This window comes from Campylobacter sp. RM5004, from assembly GCF_022369455.1.
Classification (GTDB): domain Bacteria; phylum Campylobacterota; class Campylobacteria; order Campylobacterales; family Campylobacteraceae; genus Campylobacter_E.
In genome coordinates this window covers 1532319-1552121 of sequence record NZ_CP059599.1, presented here as the reverse complement: position 1 = coordinate 1552121, position 19803 = coordinate 1532319, and the positions used below count along the sequence as shown (strand labels likewise).

Sequence of the window (19803 nt, the reverse complement as noted above, 5' to 3'; positions counted from 1 at the left end):
ATATTTTATAATAAAAGCCTTAAAAAATAGAAAAATTATAAAATTTTATTTCATACTATTTATATCTTATTTTAAATTTTTAAATTATATTTATTTTTTTAAGTTTTTTTAAGAAAGCTTTAAATGAAAATGGACTAAACTTAAGAACCAAAATATTTTTTAAGGAGAATGTTATGAAACGATTATTGGTGCTTAGTGCCTGTATTAGCTCAATGCTATTTGGTGTTACGCCGCAAGCTGATGGTATAGAACCTAGAACTCTTCATGATTATGTTAATCAAGAAACTGATTTTATAGAGTTTTTAAAAGATCGCCACCCTATGTTTAAATACGAAAAAGAAGGCAGATTAGTAGGAAAATATTCTATTTCAAATCGCCAAGAAGAATTCGTAGAATTTGGTGGTGCAGCAAACTATGAAAAAGACAAAGGACATGGTGCTTCAATTACATATCGCTTAGGTATGGAAAGTATTTTAGATTATCCAAACAAATTCGTTGGTCCTAAAAAATGTGGAGAGTGCCACCCTGCACAATATGAAGCTTGGCAACGCTCACGCCACTCAAAAGTTATTCGCTTCCCTGATGAGCTAGAAGAAGCAGGAGGAGATCCTAAAAAGCCTATGTATGGAAGCAGCGAAGCTACAATTTTACCTAAAGGTGTTGAAGCTGATGATGTATTCGTTATCGTAGGAACTCCTAGAACAAAATATGGTTTTATTGATAAGTGGTTGGTTCGTGGAACTTATCACATTGAAGATGGAAAATTAGCTGATGGAACAGGTAAAATGGTTGCTGGTGGTAATCAATTCTCACGCCTTTGGGTTGAATCACTTACACCTGAAGTAGCGAAAAAAATAGCTGAATTTTCTCCAAATTTCCCTACAAAATTAGAAGATTTTGGCAAACAAACTTCAAGCGTTTGGGGAATTAACTCTTATGGTTCTACTTATAAAGAAAAGATGATGTTTCAACCTGCATCTGCATATTGTGAAGTTTGCCATAGCTTTAAATTTGACTTTAAATCTAAAGAAGAATTTTTAGCAGCAATCGGTAATAAAGATGAACTTAGAAAACACGCAATTTCTAAAGGAATTAGCTGTGAAGAATGCCACGGAGCAGGAGCTCACCTTTATGGAGCAAGGGGTGCTGGTATGCCAAGTAACTGCGAAAGATGTCATCAAAGATTTGCTTATGATAGTGAAGACGCTAAGATTGATCCAAGAAAGCCATTTAATAGCTACTTTAAATCAGCATGTCCATCTTGTGGAACAGAAGGCTCACAAATGTATAACACAATGCACTATGATAAAGGTATGAGATGTTCAACTTGCCATGATCCACACGAAGTTACTGCAAACGATTGGAAAGATCCATATACAAAAGTAGGGCTTAAGAAAACTTGTAGTGATTGCCACGAAACTCAAGCTGATATGTTTAAATACGGCGGAGCACACTCAAAAGATAATTGTACAGGTTGTCATATGCCAAATATGATGAGTTGTGAAAACTTTGCAAGCGTTCAAAACCCTGATAAAGGTGGATTTGATAACGTTCGTGCAAGTCATATTTGGAAGATTTATGTAGATAAAGACGCAAAAACTCTAAATCCACCAGCAGGCAAGCCAAGAGATCCACAAAATACTAAGGGTTGGACAATTGCTAGAAAAGATGGAAAATTCTTCGTTGATTTAATGTGGAGTTGTGGAAGAACTAGCTGGAGTGATGTAAATCTTGTTGGGCCTGGGGCTAGTGGATGCCATAGTGCAGTTCAATCAACTTTACCAAAAGAATTACACTTTACAGACCAAGAGCAAATCTATGATAAGGTTATGGAGTGGCAATTACCTGTTAAAGAAGGATTTAAAAAACTTGAGCTTGCAATTCGCAAAATTGATAGAGAACAAGCAAAAATGGATAATTTAAGCACAAAAGTTAAAGCTGAAATTATTCTACTTACAAAAGAAGCAAGAACAATTTATGAAAAAATTGAAAAAGACGGCAGCTGGGGTGTGCATGGTCCAAAATATGCTCTAAAATTAATAAATGAAGCATTAGTTTATGCACAACAAGCTCAAGAGTTATTAGATGGTAAGAAATAAAAGGCTAGGGATTTTCCTAGCCTTCGTGAAAGGATAAAATATGTTGTTAAGACTTATTTTTGCCATCTTTTTAAGCTTTAACCTTTTTGCATCAGAAGGCGATTTTGCAGTAGTTGATGGGGTAATTCCCATATCTATGGCTGATGTAGAAAAAGAATTAGGTAAAAAAGATGTTTATATATTTGATGCAAACACAAAAGAAGAAAGAATAAAATACGGCTATTTAAAGGGCTCTATTTTTATTAATACTCCTGAATGGGTAAGTTTATTACCTAGCAATAAAGATGCTAAGATTATTTTTTATTGTTTAAATAGAATGTGTTATGCAAGCTCTGATGCAGCTTTAAAAGCACAAAAATTAGGCTATACAAATGTTCGTGTAATGCTTGATGGAATTGAAAGCTGGATTCTTAGTGCAAGACCTATTGAAAAAGGCGGAATTAAACCACTTGTAAAAAGCTATGATATAAATAGCTGGCATGAAGGTAGTGAAGTTAGTAGCTTTAAAGATGAGTTACATAAAAATCTAAGATTTGGTAATCTTCCTGCTTGTAGAGATTGTCATGGTGATAGTGGAAAAATCAATGAATTAGCAAATGATAAAGATAATGTAAATAATAACTGCTCAAGCTGTCATAAAGAAGTTAAATCTGAGTTTAGCGGAAGCGTTCATGATAAAAGGACAAATCCAAGAGAAAAATCTCCATCATGTTCGGATTGTCATAACGTGCATGATAAACAACAATTAACTTCTTTAGCTGTTAAAAAATTAAGTGATGTTAAATGTGGAAGTTGCCACGAAAAAGAACAAAAGCATTATCATGAAACATTCCATGGTAAAGCTATGCTTTTAGCACAAGATGGTGAGAGTAAAAAAATAGCAGCTTGTTTTGACTGCCATGGAGCACACAATATTCATAAACCTGAAGATAAAAAATCAACACTTTATGATGAAGCAAAAATCAAAACTTGTGAAAAGTGCCATGAAGGTGCTAATGCTAACTTTAGTGATTTTATAGCTCATGCTGACCATACAGATAAAGAGAATTTCCCATTGCTTTATTGGGCTTATGTGTTTATGACAGGGCTTGTTATATCTGTATTTGCATTCTTTGGCTTACACACGTTCTTGTGGAGTATGAAACTAATTTATATGAGTATTAAATATAAAGATGAGTGGCGTGCAGCAAAAGAAAAAATGCATAAAGATAAGGTAAATATTAAACGCTTTAGTACATTGCATAGAATTCAACATTTCTTCGTAGCTTCAAGCTTCTTAGGGCTTAGCTTTAGTGGTTTACCACAAAAGTTCTATACAGCTCCTTGGGCGCAAACTATGATTGATATGATGGGTGGAATTGTAATGGCTACTAAGATACACCATTTTAGTGCATTTATTATGATAGCAGTGTTCTTAAGCCATATTGCTGAAGTAATTTATAATTCTTGGATTAAGCGTGACGCTATTCGTGATGCTAATGGAAAACTAAGCTTTAAATTATTCTTAGCAAAATTATTTGGACCTGATAGTTTAATGCCTAGAATGCAAGACTTAAGAGACGTTGTAGCTCACTTTAAATGGTTTATTGGTAAAGGTGAAAGACCTAAGTTTGATAGATTTACTTACTGGGAGAAGTTTGATTATATAGCAGTATTTTGGGGTATGTTTATTATAGGATTTAGTGGGCTTGTATTGTGGTTTCCGGTTGAATTTACAAAGATTTTACCTGGCTTTATGCTAAATCTTGCAACACTTGTGCATTCTGATGAAGCACTTTTAGCTACTGGATTTATTTTTGCAGTTCACTTCTTTAATACTCACTTTAGAGCTGATAGATTCCCAATGGATATGGTTATATTTAGTGGAGAATTAACAGAAGAAGAATTAAAGCACGATAGACCTGAATGGTATGCAAGGCTTAAGGCTAGTGGAAAATTAGAGAGCCTTAAAAATGAAAGCAATTCTTTTGCTAAGTATTTTTATTTTGCAAGAGTTGTTGGATTTTTAATGCTATTTACTGGACTAATTTTTCTGTTCTTGATAATTTATGCATTTGCAGATATGTTGATAGGTTGAGTTGATGAAAAATAAAGATGCTAATATAATTTTAAGTTTTATGGCTTCTTCTTTAGTTACTGCAGCACTTATTTTAAGTGCTTGCGGTAACGAGAAAAAAGAGCCTGAAATGGTGGTTAAGGATTTTGTGCTTTTATGTGAAGCTGGAAAAATGAATGAAGCTTCAAAACTTCTTGCAAAAAAGAATAATGTAGATTATTTTAAGAAGTTTCAAGATAAAGGTAAGGATATGATTTTTATAGATTATGATTACAAGGGTAATGATGATACTATTGAAATGAGCTTTACTAAGAAGAATAAAAGTAGCGAAATAGCTGTGGTACAAGTTGATACAAACTATAAAATACAGCAGCATAAATTCAGTAAAGATGTAATTTTACACAACGAAAACGGCGAGTGGAAAATCTACGAATACCCTTCGCTATATCCTGTAAAGGTTAAATAGGAATTTCAAATTCCTATTTCAAATTCTTGAAAAAATCTTGGAATTTGAAATAGGAATTAGGATTTTTGTGGTAGCTCATTAAACTTCATAAAAATGTTATAGTAAATAGTTTATTTTAGCTTGATTGTTTTAGACTATTTGTTAAACTCATAACATTATAAAATTAAAATATTTTAGCTTTATAGCTTGTAAAATAATTTTTATAATAAATTTGAATTATTATAGGAGTAAGTATGGCAAAAATAAAAATTCAATCAGTAGAACCAAATATCGCTGATATGGTTAATAATTGGCTTAAAAACTATGGGCTTGATTATAAGCTAGAGCAAGAAAGTTTAAATACTCAAGTAGATTATGCTTTAAATGAATACTATTCAAAAAGTGGAATGGGCGGGGGGAATAGACCTGATGCAAAATTATTATTAAAAGATAAATTTGGAAACTTCTATCCAATCCTTATAGAGTATAAGGGTTATAAAGACAAATTAGTAAAATTAGATAAACAAAATAATGTTTTTAATAAAGATGAAAATGGTGTTTTTCAATTTAATAACATAAAAAATTATGCAGTAAATGGTGCTATTCATTATGCAAATGCCTTGCTAGAACACACAAATTATGAAAAAATCATAGCAATCGGAGTTACAGGTTATAAATATTTAGATAAGTTGAGTCATGAAATAGGAGTATATTTGGTATCAAAAGATAATTTTGGTATAGGACAAGAGATTGGAAAATACACTGATTTATCATTTTTACAAAAAACTCATTTTGATGATTTTATAAAAGATTGTGATAATCTCAATCTAAACGATGACGAAATAGAGGCTTTAAGGATTAAGCGAGAGCAAGAGTTAAATAGTATTATTAAAAACTTAAATAAGCATATATATTCAAATGAAAAGGGTATATCAGAAAAAGATAGAGTTTATTTAGTAGTAGCTACCATTATGGCTACTTTAGGAGCTAGTGGGGTTGCTCCACTTGATAAAAAAGATTTAAAATCTTTGTCAGAATTAGGTAATCAAGACGGCGATATAATACTAAGAAAAATCAAAGCTTTTTTAGATAAAAGAAGCATTCCGCAAGATAAAAAAGACTTTATTTTAAGAGCTTTTGAAAATCTTTTAACTAATGAAAATTTAAACAAAGTAAAAGATGGAGAAAGTCAAATAAGAAGAATATTTGTTAAGATTGTAGATGAATTAGGTTTTTATTATAAAGTTAATCTAAGCACTGATTTTACGGGCAAGTTATTTAATGAAATGTATAATTGGCTTGGTTTCACACAAGATAAATTAAATGATGTTGTTTTAACACCACCATACGTTGCAACGCTTTTAGCAAAATTAGCAAGAGTTGATATGAATTCTTATGTTTGGGATTTTGCTACTGGTTCAGCTGGGCTTTTAGTCGCTGCTATGAATGAAATGATAAATAATGCAAAAGAAAACATAAAATCCCCTGATGAATTAGCTAAAAAAATAGCCCAGATTAAAGCTGAACAACTTTTAGGTTTAGAAGTTTTACCTGAAATTTATATGCTTGCTATTTTAAATATGATTTTGATGGGAGATGGAAGTTCTAATATATTAAATAAGGATTCTTTATATGATTTTAATGGAGAGTATGAATTTAATAAACAAGGAGAAAAATTCCCTGCAACAGCTTTCGTTTTAAACCCACCATATTCAGCAGATGGATGTGGAATGATATTTGTAAAACAAGCATTATCTATGATGAGCAAAGGTTATGCGTCGGTTATAATTCAAGGTTCTGCAGGTAGTGGAAAAGCAATAGAATATAACAAAGAGATATTAAAAAATAATACTCTAATAGCAAGCATTAAAATGCCAAATGATTTATTTGTAGGAAAATCAAGCGTGCAAACATATGTTTATGTATTTAGAGTAGGCGAAAAACATGAAAAAGATGAAGTTGTAAAGTTTATTGACTTTTCAAACGATGGATATTCAAGAAATGCTCGTAAAAAATCAAATTCAAATTTAATTGATATTGATAATGCAAAAGTTAGATACCAAGAATTGGTAGATTTAGTTAGGTTTGGCAAAACAAAGCTTAAAATTTTTAGTGCAAATGAGTACTATGAAAGTACAATAGATCCAGAAAATGGAGCTGATTGGAATCAAGTAGCCCCAGTTGACACTATACCAAAATTAGAAGATTTTGTAAAAACAATTGGCGATTTTTTATCGTGGGAGATAATAAATATTATTAAAGATGAAGAATTGTTAAAAAAGCTCTAAGCCCACTTAATGATGGTTTAAAAAGCGTTAAGTGGGCTGAATATAAATTAGGTGATTTATTTAGTATAAATGCGACAAAAAGTTTTAATAAAGACAAGCTTGTTAGCGGCAACGAATACGATTACATCACTAGAACATCACAAAACCAAGGAATTTTGCAAAGTACTGGATTTGTAAATGATTCTAATTTAAACAATGCCAAAAGTTGGAGTTTAGGTTTATTACAAATGGACTTTTTTTATAGAAAAAGAAAGTGGTATGCAGGTCAATTTGTTAGAAAAATTGATTGTAAATTTCAAATTAATGAAAATATGGCACATTTTTTTACCACAATACTTAATCATCAAAAATCAAAATTATTATCTGTTTTGGTTAGAGATGTAGATAAAATATTTAATGAAAGCATTGTAAAGCTACCAATAGATAATAGTGGAATTAATTTAAGTTTTATTGGTGATTTTATGAGTGAAATTAGGCGATTAGGTCTATCACAAGTAAAAAAATACTTAGCTGACAAAAAATTAGATATGAACTTAACGAGCGATGAAGCAAAAGCTTTAAAAGATTTTAAGAGCGGTTGTATTGTTTGGAATGATTATAGGCTAGGTAGTTTATTTGAAAAAATAAAAACAAATAAGTTGAGCTATAAAGGCTCCTATTTACCGAAATATAAGCAAGGTGAGTTCGTGTTACCTGCACTTACTTCAACAACTCAAAATCAAGGACTAAGTGTTTATGTGCCAATGGTAGATACTACAATTTTGAAAAATGTTATATCTATTGCTTCTAATGGAGAATGTCCAGTTTTTTATCAAAGCAAAGATTTTACAATATTTCAAGATGCTTATGCTATAAAATATCAAGTTAGGGTATTAAATGAAAATGAAAGTTTGTTTTTTGTAAGTTCTATTTCTAAAGTTATGAGAAAATACAATTGGGACAATAAGGGTAGTTGGGAAAAAGTAAAAAACGAATATATCGTATTACCTTCAAAAAATAAACAAATAGACTTTAAATTTATAAATGATTTTGCTAGTGCGATACTAAAAACAATATCAAAAGAAATTTTAAAGTTTATATGATTTAATTTATTACTTTTGATACTAAATTTCGTTTGTTTATGGTAACTTTTAAACTATAAACAAATGAAAAATTATTTTTTTGTTTAAAAAGCTAATATCGATATTGATAAGAAACTATATTGTTTGTTAGTATATAGTGAAGATACAATATAAATTATTATAAAAGTAAAGTAATTTAGATTCCTATTTGAAATTCTCAAATAGGAATTGTGATTATTAGCCGTCTGCGTTGATTTTTGCTATTAGTTCGTTTAAAACTTTTTCGGCATCTTCGTGAGATACTTGGCAAGTGCCTGCTGCTTCGTGTCCGCCTCCGCCGTATTTTAGCATTAGCTCTCCGATGTTTGTTTTGCTAGTTCTATTGAATATGCTCTTACCTGTTGCATAAACCATATTTTGACCTCTAAAGCCTAAGATTTTATGAATAGAGATATTGCATTCTGGATAAAGCGCATAAATCATAAAGCGATTGCCTGGATAAATAATCTCTTCTTTGCTTAAGTCTAATACAACTAGATTTTTATAAACTTTAGAACATCTTTTTAATTGTTCTTTAAATTCATTTTCGTATTTTTTATACAAATCACTTCTTTCAACAACATCAGGTAATTTCATAATATCTTCAATTTTGTGATTTTTGCAATAATCAATTAAATCCATCATAAGGTTATAGTTGCTTATTCTAAAGTCGTGAAATCTTCCAAGACCAGTTCTACTATCCATTAAAAAGCTTAAAAATTCCCAACCTTTAGGCTCAAGCACATCTTCCATTAAAAATTGTGCGCTATCAGCTTTATCAACTGCAACCATCATATCATCCCATTCTTTAGGGAATTCTACGCCTTGTTTAGTGTAATAATCATACACAACTCTAGCAGCACTTGGTGCATCAGGTATTATAATATGATTATCAGCTTTACCATTTCTAATACTTTCGCTTTCATGATGATCAAATACTAAATGTGCATTAGGGCAATACGGCAAGTTTGTTACTATATCATTGCTTGTAATTTCTATTGTGCCATCTTGCATATCTTTAGGATGAACGAATTTAATATCGCTAATTAAATCCATGTGCTTTAATAATACAGCACATACAAGTCCATCCATATCACTTCTAGTTATTAATCTATATTTATTCATTATTTTTCCTTTGCTTTTTGATTATTTTTAAATATTTTATGCTATTTGATTGCATTTGTTTTACTTCATAATAGCAATGTTCGTCTTCACAACGCTCTTTTTCACTAGGAACATGCCCTAAGCGATTGAATATATATCCACCTATGGTTAGCTCTTCTAATTCATCATCATATTTTATATCAAGCAATTCTTCAACGCTTTCAATATCAAGCCTTCCATTTACGATATAAATATCATCATTTATTTTTCTATAATCTTGCTCTTTTTTATCGTGCTCATCATTAATATCACCTACTAATTCTTCAATAATATCTTCCATAGTAAGCAATCCTGCGGTTCCGCCGTATTCATCCATTACTATTGCTGTATGGATTTGCTCTTTATTCATTTGAACTAGAACCTTTGAAATACTGATATTTTCAGGAACAAAAAGAACTTTTCTAACACATTCATTTAGGTCTTTATTTTGATTATCTAATAAATCTCTAATATGAATCATACCTAATACATTATCTTTACTAGCATCTATGAAAGGAAATCTAGTGTGTTTATAATCATGAACTATTTTTATATTTTCTTCATAAGTATTGCTTTTGTTTAAGCATATCATATCGCGTCTTGGAGTCATAATCTCTTTAGCTACAATGTCGCTAAAATCAACTGCATTTTGGATAAGTTCAGTTTCAAATTCATCTAAAACTCCACTTTTTTGGCTTTCACTTGCTATAAATTTAATTTCTTCTTCAGAGTGAGCTGCATGCTCGTTTGTTTTTATTCTTAACATTTTTAAAATTGATAAAGATAAAAAATCAAATGTAGCAATAAAAGGTGCAAAAATTATTCTAAATAAATAAAGTGGTCTTGCTATCCATAATACAACGGTTTCAGTTTTTGCTATTGCTATACTTTTTGGAACAATTTCGCCTAAGACAACATGTAAAAGCGTAATTAATATAAAAGAAATAACAACAGAAACACTATGAATTGCGATAGGATTTACATTAAAATTAGATAAAAGTTTGTTTAATAAAACCGCAACAGAACTCTCGCCCAACCAACCAAGAGCAAGTGAGCTTAAAGTAATTCCTAGCTGAGTAGCTGATAAATAAGTATCTAAGTTTTTATACATTTCTAAGGCTAATTTAGCGTTAGTTCTTCCTTGATTTACAAATTCTTCTAGCTTACTTTTTCTAATTTTTACAATGCTAAATTCAGATAACACGAAAAATCCATTTAAAAAAACACAAAATAATGCTAAAAACAGCATTAAAGCTGTATAACTGGGGTCCAAAAAATCTCCTTTTTTCAAAATAAAAACAAAAATTATAAACTCACAAGCTTAAAAATAAGTAAGTAAGATAAATAAAGCTATTTTTTAGATAATTTGCTTAGGAATTTCATTTAGGAATTTGAAATTCCTAAATGAAATTCTATAAATCAAACATATGATTTAAAGGGCCTCTTCCAGCACCTAATTTTGGTGCGTTTTCCATTGCATTTTGAGTATAAATTTTTGCATTTGCAACTGCACTTAATTTATCTAAGCCATTTGCTAGGTTTGCAGCAATTGCAGCGCTTAGAGTACAACCTGCTCCGTGGTCGTTTGAAGTTTGCAAGTTTTTACCACAAAGTTCGTGAAAATCTTTTCCATCATAAAAATAATCCACTGCTAAATCAAAATATTTTCCACCTTTAGCCAAAACGCTTTTAGCTCCTAAATCAATTAGTTTTTTAGCTGAATCTTTTAATTTTTCTTTTGAATCAATGCTAAATCCACAAAGAAGTTCAGCTTCAAGTTTGTTAGGTGTTAAAACATCGGCAAATTGTATGAATTCTTCTACATATAATTTAAAATCTTCATCGCCAATTAGTCTAAAACCACTTTTTGAAAACATAACAGGGTCAATTACTATATTTTCTGGCTTAAATTCTTTAAATTTTGCAGTGATTAATCTAATTAAATCAGCATCTCCCATTAAACCTGTTTTAAGAGCTTTTGGTCTTATATCATTAAAAACTGCATCAAATTGAGATGCAACAATTTCTTTATCCATAACACAAGCACCATAAACACCTTGAGTATTTACAGAATAAACACCTAAAACCACTGCCATTCCAAAAGTTTTATGCATTGTAAAAGTTTTTAAATCAGCCTCAAGTCCGCTACCCCCACTGCAATCACTACCTGCAATCGTTAGAACTGGATTTAACATATAAGCTCCTTAATATGAATTAGAAGCGAAATAATACTTAAAAATTTATAATTTTATTATAATATTTGCCTTTTTTATTTAATTTTTTAGGAACAAATATGTTTAACATTGATATAAACTTATTTTCATACATTAGCGTTAGGGCGTTTTTAGCTTTTTTATTGTCTTTTTTTATGACTTTAATTATTATGCCACTTTTTATTTCTTGGGCAAAAAATATAGGTGCAAATCAACCTATTTTAAGTGATGCTCCAAAAACTCATCAAAAAAAGTGCAATACCCCTACAATGGGCGGAGTGATATTTTTAGGCTCAACACTTCTTTCAAGCCTTATTTTTGCTACTTTTAATGTTTATAGTATTTCTGCGTTTTTGTGCTTAGTGTGCTTTGGAGCGATTGGAATTATTGATGATTTAGGTAAGGTTTTAAAAAAGGCTAATAAAGCAGGTCTTAAACCACGCTCAAAAATGCTTTTAATGATAATTGCTTCATTAATTACCTTACTTCCTATTATGATTTTTAGTGATTTTAGCACGGAGCTTTTCGTTCCTTTTTATAAATATCCAATAATAGATATGAAATATTTTGCTTTAATTTTTTGGATTTTGGTATTAATTTCAAGCTCAAATGCTATTAATTTAACCGATGGTCTTGATGGCCTTGCTTGTGTTCCTAGTGTATTTTCTTTATTTACATTATCTGTGTTTTTATATCTTAGTTCTAATGCTGTATATGCTAATTATTTATTATTACCTAAGGTTAGCGGTGCTGAAGAATGCGTTGTAATTGCACTTGCATTAATTGGCTCTTTACTAGGCTTTTTATGGTATAACTGCCATCCTGCGCAAGTATTTATGGGAGATAGTGGTTCGCTTACATTAGGAGCTATTGTTGGGTATTTAGCGATTATTTCAAAGAATGAAATTTTGCTTATATTAATAGGTTTTGTTTTTGTTCTTGAGACAATTAGCGTTATTTTACAAGTTGGAAGCTTTAAGATTTTTCATAAAAGAATTTTCAAAATGGCACCAATTCATCATCATTTTGAGCAAATCGGTTGGAGTGAAAATAAAATAATCGTTAGATTTTGGCTAATTGCGTTTTTATGCAATGTGTTTGCATTAATTACTATTAAATTAAGGTGAGATTATGTTATCAATGTTTGGATATGGAAATGTTGCTAAAGCAATTACTAGCACTTACAAAAAAGGCGAGTGGAATATATATGATGATAAATTTAGCGCAGCTAGTGAAGATGAGTTTGGCAATAAACTTTTGCCTGTAAATGAGTTTAATCCTGAGCTAAGTAGCATTGAAGTTGTAAGCCCTGGAATTGCTCCTAATCATATTTTATGCAAAAAGGCAAGAAATCTTACAAGCGAGATTGATTTTTACAATGAAGCTTTAGGGCTTAGTATTTGGGTAAGTGGAACAAATGGCAAAACTACAACAACTGAGATGATAGCTCATTTATTAGATATTGAAGCTGGAGCAAATATAGGAAAACCTTTGGCTTTAATGAATCTTAAAGCACCTTTAGTAGTGCTTGAGATGAGCTCTTTTGCTCTTCATTATACTAAGGTTGCAAGACCTGAGCTTTATGTATTACTCCCTATTTGTGATGATCATATAAGTTGGCATGGAAGCTTTAGTAATTACGAAAAAGCAAAGCTTGATTTGGTTTTTAGAATGAATAAAACTGCTAGCGTAATAGTTCCTAAAAAATATAAACAATATTTAGAGAATGCAAAATGTATTAAATATTTTTATGAAAACTCAAGCGATTTAGCAAAAACTTTTGATATTGATTTGTCTAAATTAAACTATAAAGAGCCGTTTTTATTAGATGCGTGTTTAGCATTAGCAGCCACAAAAATAATTAGTGGTGAGATTAAATATGATAAATTAAGTTTATTTAAAATCGGTCGTCATAGGGTTGAAGTATTTAAAGATAGTAAAAATAGAACTTGGATTGATGATAGCAAGGCTACAAATATTTCTGCAGCACTTGCAGCGATTAATAGCTTTAAAGAACCCTTACATTTAATTGCAGGTGGAGATGCTAAAGGTCAAGATTTAAATGAGTTTTTTAAATATTTACCTAAAAATACAAAGCTTTATTTGATAGGAAAGATAGATTTTAGCGACATTGCAAAGGCAAATGGATTTAATCCTATTAGAACGAATTTAAAAGAAGCTGTTGCTTTAATATATAAAGATTTAAAAATAGATGAAATCGCTTTATTAAGTCCTGCGTGTGCAAGCTTAGATGAGTTTAGCTCTTATGCTGAGCGTGGGGATTTGTTTATAAAATATACGAAAGAGCTTGATGTTTAGTTTTTTAAGACTTGCAAAAAGTGCTTTAATAAATAGCGATTATGAAATAAAAGAAAATAAATTAATTTATAAAAATAAAGAATTTTTACTGCAAGATGAATTAAAAAATCCTAATAATACTTATTTCGTAGTTGCTATTGATAGAGTAATTTTATTTAAGAATAAAGAAGAAGATAATTTTAAAAATGCAAAAGCAAGGCAAAAAAGAGCAATTTTTATTACATTTATAATATGCCTTGCACTTTTTATAGCATTATTTTTCACGGAATTTGAAATAGGAATTTCGTTTTTAACAATTGCAAGTATTGTGGTTTTTATACTTTCTATTTTAAATTATTCATTTTTAAAACAACAAATTTTTGCTTTAGAAAATATTTTAAGCAAAGTTTAAGAATTTTTGCATATAATTCAAGCTTTTACTTCAGGTGGTTGGATAGCTCAGTCGGTAGAGCAGCAGACTGAAAATCTGCGTGTCGGCAGTTCGATTCTGCCTCTAACCACCATTTTTATTTTTCCCATTTTTTTATTTTTAATCTTTTTTATTTTTTTCTAAGTATTAAATATTTTTCTTTATACTCCTGCAATGATTAAGGCAAAAAAGAAATTCGGACAAAATTTTTTAAAAGATGAATTAGTAAAACAGCAGATCATCCAAGCGATACCCAAAGATTTAAAGTCAATTTTAATTGAGATTGGGCCTGGCTTAGGTGATTTAACTGCTCCTATACTTAAAAGTGGTTTTAAGCTCACTAGTATTGAAATAGATGATAGTTTGATACCTATTTTAAATGAGCGTTTTAATAAAGAGATTTTAAGTGGAGATTTTACATTAATTAATGCTGATGTTATGAGCGTGAAAATTAGTGATGAGCCTTATTTTATATGTGCTAATTTGCCGTATTATATTAGTTCGCAAATTATCCTAAATGCTTTGTTTGATGATAACTGCACAGGTATGCTTGTTATGATTCAAAAAGAGCTTGCTGATAGATTTTTTGGCGATGATTATTGTGCTTTAAGCGTAATTACTGAATTACTTTGTGAAAAATCACTAGTTTGTGAAGTGCCACCTAGTGCTTTTGTACCTATGCCGAAAGTAAATTCAAGCGTAATTAAGCTTATTAAAAAGCCAAGTTTAATGGATAAAAAGGATATAAAAGGCTTTAATGCTTTTATAAAAACAGCCTTTAATCAACCTAGAAAAAAAATGCTAAGCTCATTTTCAAATAAAGAAAAAGTAAAAAAAGCATTAGATTTATTAGGAATAAACGAAAATGTAAGAGCTCATGAGGTATCGGTTAAATCATTCTTAGAAATTTTTAAATTACTAAAGGATGACAATGAGTATAGATGAATTAAATAAGACAAAAATAGCTAGAAGTTATGAAAACGCAGAAAATGAAGATGAACTTTTAGAAGAATTAGAAGAAGAAATTGACGAAAAAAAATCAAAAAAGAAGAAAAAACGCAAGAAAAAAATCTTACCAGCTTCTTTAAAAGGTGATTTAGATTGGCAAAAAGCTTTAGCTGAATCAATGAAAGCAAACGAAAAAGCTCAAGAAAAAAGATTAAGCCCGTGGATTAATTATAAAGGTAATGCTAGCGTGAAATTCACTCCACTTGGTGGTTTAGGTGCAATCGGTGGAAATATGAGCGTAATTGAATATGAAGATGAGGCAATTATCATTGATGTTGGAATGAGCTTTCCTGATGCTGATACTTTAGGTGTTGATATTGTAGTTCCTGATTTTTCATATATTAGAAAGATAAAAGATAAGGTTAAAGCTGTATTAATTACTCACGCTCATGAAGATCATATCGGAGCGATGCCTTATTTTTATAAAGAATTTGATTTTCCTATTTATGCAACTCCGCTTCCATTAGGAATGATTTCAAATAAATTTAGCGAACACGGACTTAAAGATAAGTGCAAACTATTTAGACCTATAACAAAGCGTGAAATATATGAAATTGGCTCATTTAAGGTTGAGTTTATTCATATAACACATAGTATTATTGATAGCTGTGCATTAGCTATAAATACACCTGCAGGAACTATCATTCATACAGGAGATTTTAAAATAGACCATACTCCAATAGATGGTTATGCGAGTGATTTACATCGTTTAGCTTATTATGGCGAAAAGGGAGTTTTATGTCTGTTTAGTGATAGCACTAATAGTTACCGTGAAGGTGTAACTAAGAGTGAAAGCACTGTGGGGGCTACATTTGATTTAATTTATTCACGCTGTAAGGGTCGTGTGATAATGAGTACATTTAGCTCAAATATTCATAGAATTCATCAAGCAATTACTCACGCACTAAACTATAATAGAAAAGTTTGTATTATAGGCCGTTCAATGGAAAGAAACTTATTTACAGCAATTGAGCTAGGTTATTTAAAATTTGATAAAAAGATTTTCATAAGTGCTGATGAGCTTGATAAATTCCCTGATGAAGAGATTTTAATCATTACTACTGGCTCACAAGGTGAGAGTATGAGTGCATTATATAGAATGGCAACAAGCGAGCATAAGCATGTAAAGATTAAACCAAGCGATCAAGTAATAATAAGTGCAAAAGCAATTCCAGGTAATGAAGCAAGTGTTTCAGGTGTAATTGATTTATTAATGCGTCATGGAGCAAGTGTTGCTTATCAAGAATTTAGCGAAATTCATGTAAGCGGACACGCAGCTGCTGAAGAGCAAAAATTGATATTAAGATTAGTAAAACCTAAGTATTTTCTACCTGTTCATGGAGAATATTCTCATATTAGCAAACACAAAGCTAGTGCGATTGCTTGTGGTGTAAATGAAAGAAATATTTATTTATTAGATAACGGCGATCAAATGGAAATAAGCTGGAATAAATTAAGAAAATTAAAGAGCGTTAAAACAGGAAAGACTTATATAGATAATCAAGTGGATAGAGAAGTTCATGATGATTTATTAAATACTAGAAAAAATCTAGCAGAGCATGGAATAGTTCAGCTAAATCTTCATATAAATATGGGTGCAAAAACTCTAAATCACGCACATATTATAAATTTTGGTCTTGTATCAAATAAACTAGCTCAAGATTTTGGAACTGATGTGAGTAATTACATTAAATTATTCATTGCAGATGCAAAAGAAGGCATTATGAAAGACAAAAAAGCTTTTGAGCCAGCACTAAGAAACGCACTTAAAAAGTATTTCTTTAAAAAGTATAAGAAATATCCATATTTATTATTAAATATACATTAAGGATAAATTATGCTAGAAATTGCAAAAAACATTCTAAAGCGAGAAGCTTTCGCTTTAGAAGAAGCAGCTTTAAGTTTAGATGAGAGTTTTATTAAAATTGCTAATTTAGTTAATGATTGCAAAGGCAATTTAATAGTGGTTGGAGTTGGTAAAAGTGGCATAGTTGGACGCAAAATTGCTGCTTCATTTGCTAGTTGTGGGGTAAAGTCGTTTTTTATTCATGCAAGTGAGTTAATGCATGGAGATTTAGGAAATATCTCTAAAGAAGATTTAGTGATTTTAATTTCATTTAGTGGAAAAAGCGAAGAAGTTTTAAAAATTATTCCTTTTTTAAAAGATAGAGCTTGCACTTTAATTAGCATTTCGCAAAGTAATTCTCCACTAGCTAATTCATGCTTATTTAATATCGCAACAAATTGTAATGAAGCAATCACAAATCTACCTGCACCAACTAGCTCAACAACCCTAACACTAGCTTTAGCAGACGCATTACTAGCTTGTGTAATTGCTTTAAGAGATTTTAGTGTAAGTGATTTTGGTATAAATCATCCTGGTGGAGCTTTAGGTAAGAGATATTATGTAAAAGTAAGTGATTTAATGCATAAAAATAATCTTCCTATTATTAATAAAGACGCTAATTTAAAAGAAGCAATTTTATGTATGAGTAAGGCTAGTTTTGGTTGTGCTTTAATAGTTGATAATGAAAAATTACTTGGATTTTTAAGCGATGGAGACTTAAGAAGAGCAATGGCAAAAGAAGATTTTTCTTTAGAGCAATTAGCTTTAACATACGCAAGTAAAAATCCTAAAACAATAATAAAAACAGAGCTAGCTCACAAGGCGTTTTCTTATATGAAAGAGAACAAAATATCTATTTTAGTAGTTGTTGAAGATGAAAAAATAATAGGTTTATTACAATTATTGGATGAGTGATGAGACTTAATAAATTTATTGCACACAATAGCAAATATTCAAGAAAAGAAGCTGATAAGCTAATTAAAGAAGGTTTAGTAAAAATCAATAATAAAGTCGTTTTAGAAGACTGGAGCGAAGTTGGAGTTGATGATAAAGTTTTTGTAAAAGGTAAAAGAATTTATAAAAAAAGCGAATTTAGCGTAATCGTATATCACAAAGATAAAGGCGAATTAGTAAGTCATAAAGATGAGCGTGGAAGAGCTTTGATATTTGATAATTTACCAAGAGATTTTAGACATTTTAATCCTGTTGGAAGACTAGATTACGCATCTACCGGGATACTTTTATTAGTTGATAGTCCTGTGATAGCGGATTTTTTAATGCAAAGTAACCTAGAGCGTGAATATTATTTAAAAATTAAAGGAACTATCACAAAAGAAGTAATCAATGCTATGGAAAATGGGCTTGAAATCGTAAATAGCTTAAAAGGAGCACACCCAAAAAGTAAAATCACAAATCTTAGCTTAAAGCCATTTTTAGAATACGAAATATTTGGAAGTAGTGGCGGATATACAAAGCTAAGAGTTATAATTGATGAGGGTAAAAATAGAGAGTTAAGACGCTTTTTTGCTGAGTTTGATTTAGAAGTTGTTGAGCTTAAAAGAGTAGCTTTTGGTAGGGTTGATTTAGGTGTTTTAAAACCTAAAAAATATAGATTTTTAACAAATAGCGAGTATGAAGACTTAAGAAGCTTTTTAAAAGAAAATAAGGTATATTACTAATGAAAAATTTAGAGAATTTGTATCAGGAATTTAAAGAATTAAGACATTTTATTCATCAAAATCCAGAACTAGGATTTAATGAGCTAAATACAGCAAAATTAGTTGCAAATAAGCTAAAAGAATTTGGATACGAAGTTTATGAAGGCATTGGAAAAACCGGCGTTGTAGGAGTGCTTAAAAAGGGTAATTCAGCTAAAAGCATAGGACTTAGAGCAGATATGGACGCACTTAGTATTAATGAATGCAATAATTTTTCATATGCAAGTAAAAACGGCTGTATGCACGCATGCGGACATGATGGACATACTGCAGGGCTTTTAATGGCTGCAAAGTATTTAGCAAGTGCTGAATTTAACGGAACACTTAATTTATTCTTCCAACCTGCTGAAGAATGCTGTGATGAAGAATTATTAAGTGGTGCAATGAGAATGATAAAAGATAAAGCATTAGAACGCTTTAGGGTTGATTATATTTATGGAATTCACAATATGCCAAGCTCTCAAATGAAAGGCTATGAAAACAAAAAGTTTTTTATGAAGCGCGGCGTTATGATGGCTGGAGTTAGTGCTTATAGGGTTGATTTTATAGGTTTAGGCGGACATGCGTCAGCTCCACATTTATGTAAAGACCCAATAAGTGTTGCAAATAATTTCGTAAATGCTTTATATACTTTTAAATCTCTTGAATTAAAAGATAGTGTTTTAAATGTTACAGGCTTTTTAGCAGGAACAACAAAAGCGTTTAATATTATTCCAAATGAAGCAAGTGTTATGATAAACGTAAGAGGGCTTAGCAATGATGAGCTTAGCTTTATTCATAAAAGAATTAACGAAATTGCAAAAGGCATTGCAGCAGCATTTAATGTAGAAGTAAATGTTAAAAGAGCAGAAAATATAAAAGCAACAATAAATAATGATGAAGCTTACGACATTGCAAAAAATGCAGCTATAAAAGCATTTGGTGAAAATGATTGCGAGTTTAATCATCCGCATTTAATGGGTAGCGAAGATTTTTCAGCATTCTTAGATGAGGTAAAAGGAACTTATGCTTTCATAAACAATGGCGATAGTGCGAACCTTCATCATCCTGAATATGATTTTAATGATGAAGTTTTATTGCTTGCTAGCAAGTATTTTTCTACTTTAGTTTTAGACTATTTAAAAGATTAAATTCCGAATTCAAATTCTTGTTTTTAAAA

General features: G+C 30.5%; 16 protein-coding genes and 1 tRNA gene. 14 read left to right on the top strand and 3 right to left on the bottom strand.

The window, feature by feature from the left end:
• Positions 1-212 precede the first annotated feature (212 nt).
• The 5 genes from AVANS_RS07705 to AVANS_RS07685 all read left to right on the top strand — a co-directional run bounded on the left by AVANS_RS07705 (position 213) and on the right by AVANS_RS07685 (position 7970).
• Positions 213-2099 (top strand): cytochrome c3 family protein, encoded by a 1887-nt coding sequence (locus AVANS_RS07705; RefSeq protein ID WP_239818548.1) that lies wholly within the window; start codon positions 213-215, stop codon positions 2097-2099.
• 40 nt (positions 2100-2139) lie between these two features.
• Entirely contained in the window at positions 2140-4176 is a 2037-nt protein-coding gene (locus AVANS_RS07700) for a rhodanese-like domain-containing protein (protein WP_239817302.1), read from the top strand.
• A 4-nt stretch (positions 4177-4180) separates the two neighbouring features.
• A complete protein-coding gene (locus tag AVANS_RS07695; protein ID WP_239817301.1) occupies positions 4181-4621 on the top strand; it encodes a hypothetical protein in 441 nt (146 codons plus the stop codon).
• A gap of 233 nt (positions 4622-4854) precedes the next feature.
• On the top strand, positions 4855-6888 hold the full coding sequence (locus AVANS_RS07690; protein WP_239817300.1) for an N-6 DNA methylase: 2034 nt from the start codon (positions 4855-4857) through the stop codon (positions 6886-6888).
• Entirely contained in the window at positions 6870-7970 is a 1101-nt protein-coding gene (locus AVANS_RS07685) for a restriction endonuclease subunit S (protein ID WP_345772313.1), read from the top strand. Before AVANS_RS07690 ends, AVANS_RS07685 begins: the two co-directional genes overlap by 19 nt.
• 216 nt (positions 7971-8186) lie before the next feature.
• Here AVANS_RS07685 and AVANS_RS07680 read toward each other — a convergent pair whose 3' ends face one another.
• The 3 genes from AVANS_RS07680 to thiD form a co-directional block, all read right to left on the bottom strand.
• Entirely contained in the window at positions 8187-9113 is a 927-nt protein-coding gene (locus AVANS_RS07680) for an exopolyphosphatase (protein ID WP_239817299.1), read from the bottom strand.
• Complete coding sequence (locus tag AVANS_RS07675; protein ID WP_239818546.1) at positions 9106-10380, bottom strand: hemolysin family protein; 1275 nt, start codon at positions 10378-10380, stop codon at positions 9106-9108. The genes AVANS_RS07680 and AVANS_RS07675 overlap by 8 nt, the downstream gene beginning before the upstream one ends.
• 163 nt (positions 10381-10543) lie before the next feature.
• Positions 10544-11326: a bifunctional hydroxymethylpyrimidine kinase/phosphomethylpyrimidine kinase gene (gene thiD, locus AVANS_RS07670; RefSeq protein WP_239817298.1), complete on the bottom strand. Its 783-nt coding sequence runs from the start codon at positions 11324-11326 to the stop codon at positions 10544-10546.
• Between the two features lie 98 nt (positions 11327-11424).
• On the opposite strand from thiD, the gene mraY reads away from it, so the two are divergent.
• The 9 genes from mraY to AVANS_RS07625 all read left to right on the top strand — a co-directional run bounded on the left by mraY (position 11425) and on the right by AVANS_RS07625 (position 19774).
• Positions 11425-12471: a phospho-N-acetylmuramoyl-pentapeptide-transferase gene (mraY, locus tag AVANS_RS07665; protein ID WP_239817297.1), complete on the top strand. Its 1047-nt coding sequence runs from the start codon at positions 11425-11427 to the stop codon at positions 12469-12471.
• A gap of 4 nt (positions 12472-12475) precedes the next feature.
• Positions 12476-13663: a UDP-N-acetylmuramoyl-L-alanine--D-glutamate ligase gene (murD, locus tag AVANS_RS07660; RefSeq protein ID WP_239817296.1), complete on the top strand. Its 1188-nt coding sequence runs from the start codon at positions 12476-12478 to the stop codon at positions 13661-13663.
• Positions 13656-14054 (top strand): hypothetical protein, encoded by a 399-nt coding sequence (locus AVANS_RS07655; RefSeq protein WP_239817295.1) that lies wholly within the window; start codon positions 13656-13658, stop codon positions 14052-14054. The genes murD and AVANS_RS07655 overlap by 8 nt, the downstream gene beginning before the upstream one ends.
• A 36-nt stretch (positions 14055-14090) precedes the next feature.
• Positions 14091-14166, top strand: a tRNA-Phe gene (locus AVANS_RS07650).
• Between the two features lie 80 nt (positions 14167-14246).
• Positions 14247-15017 (top strand): 16S rRNA (adenine(1518)-N(6)/adenine(1519)-N(6))-dimethyltransferase RsmA, encoded by a 771-nt coding sequence (gene rsmA, locus AVANS_RS07645; protein ID WP_239817294.1) that lies wholly within the window; start codon positions 14247-14249, stop codon positions 15015-15017.
• Complete coding sequence (locus AVANS_RS07640) at positions 15004-16908, top strand: ribonuclease J (protein WP_239817293.1); 1905 nt, start codon at positions 15004-15006, stop codon at positions 16906-16908. Before rsmA ends, AVANS_RS07640 begins: the two co-directional genes overlap by 14 nt.
• 9 nt (positions 16909-16917) lie before the next feature.
• Positions 16918-17841: a KpsF/GutQ family sugar-phosphate isomerase gene (locus tag AVANS_RS07635; protein WP_239817292.1), complete on the top strand. Its 924-nt coding sequence runs from the start codon at positions 16918-16920 to the stop codon at positions 17839-17841.
• Positions 17841-18605, top strand: coding sequence for a pseudouridine synthase (locus AVANS_RS07630; protein ID WP_239817291.1), 765 nt, complete (start codon positions 17841-17843; stop codon positions 18603-18605). Before AVANS_RS07635 ends, AVANS_RS07630 begins: the two co-directional genes overlap by 1 nt.
• A complete protein-coding gene (locus AVANS_RS07625; RefSeq protein WP_345772312.1) occupies positions 18596-19774 on the top strand; it encodes an amidohydrolase in 1179 nt (392 codons plus the stop codon). The genes AVANS_RS07630 and AVANS_RS07625 overlap by 10 nt, the downstream gene beginning before the upstream one ends.
• The last annotated feature ends 29 nt before the right edge of the window (positions 19775-19803 follow it).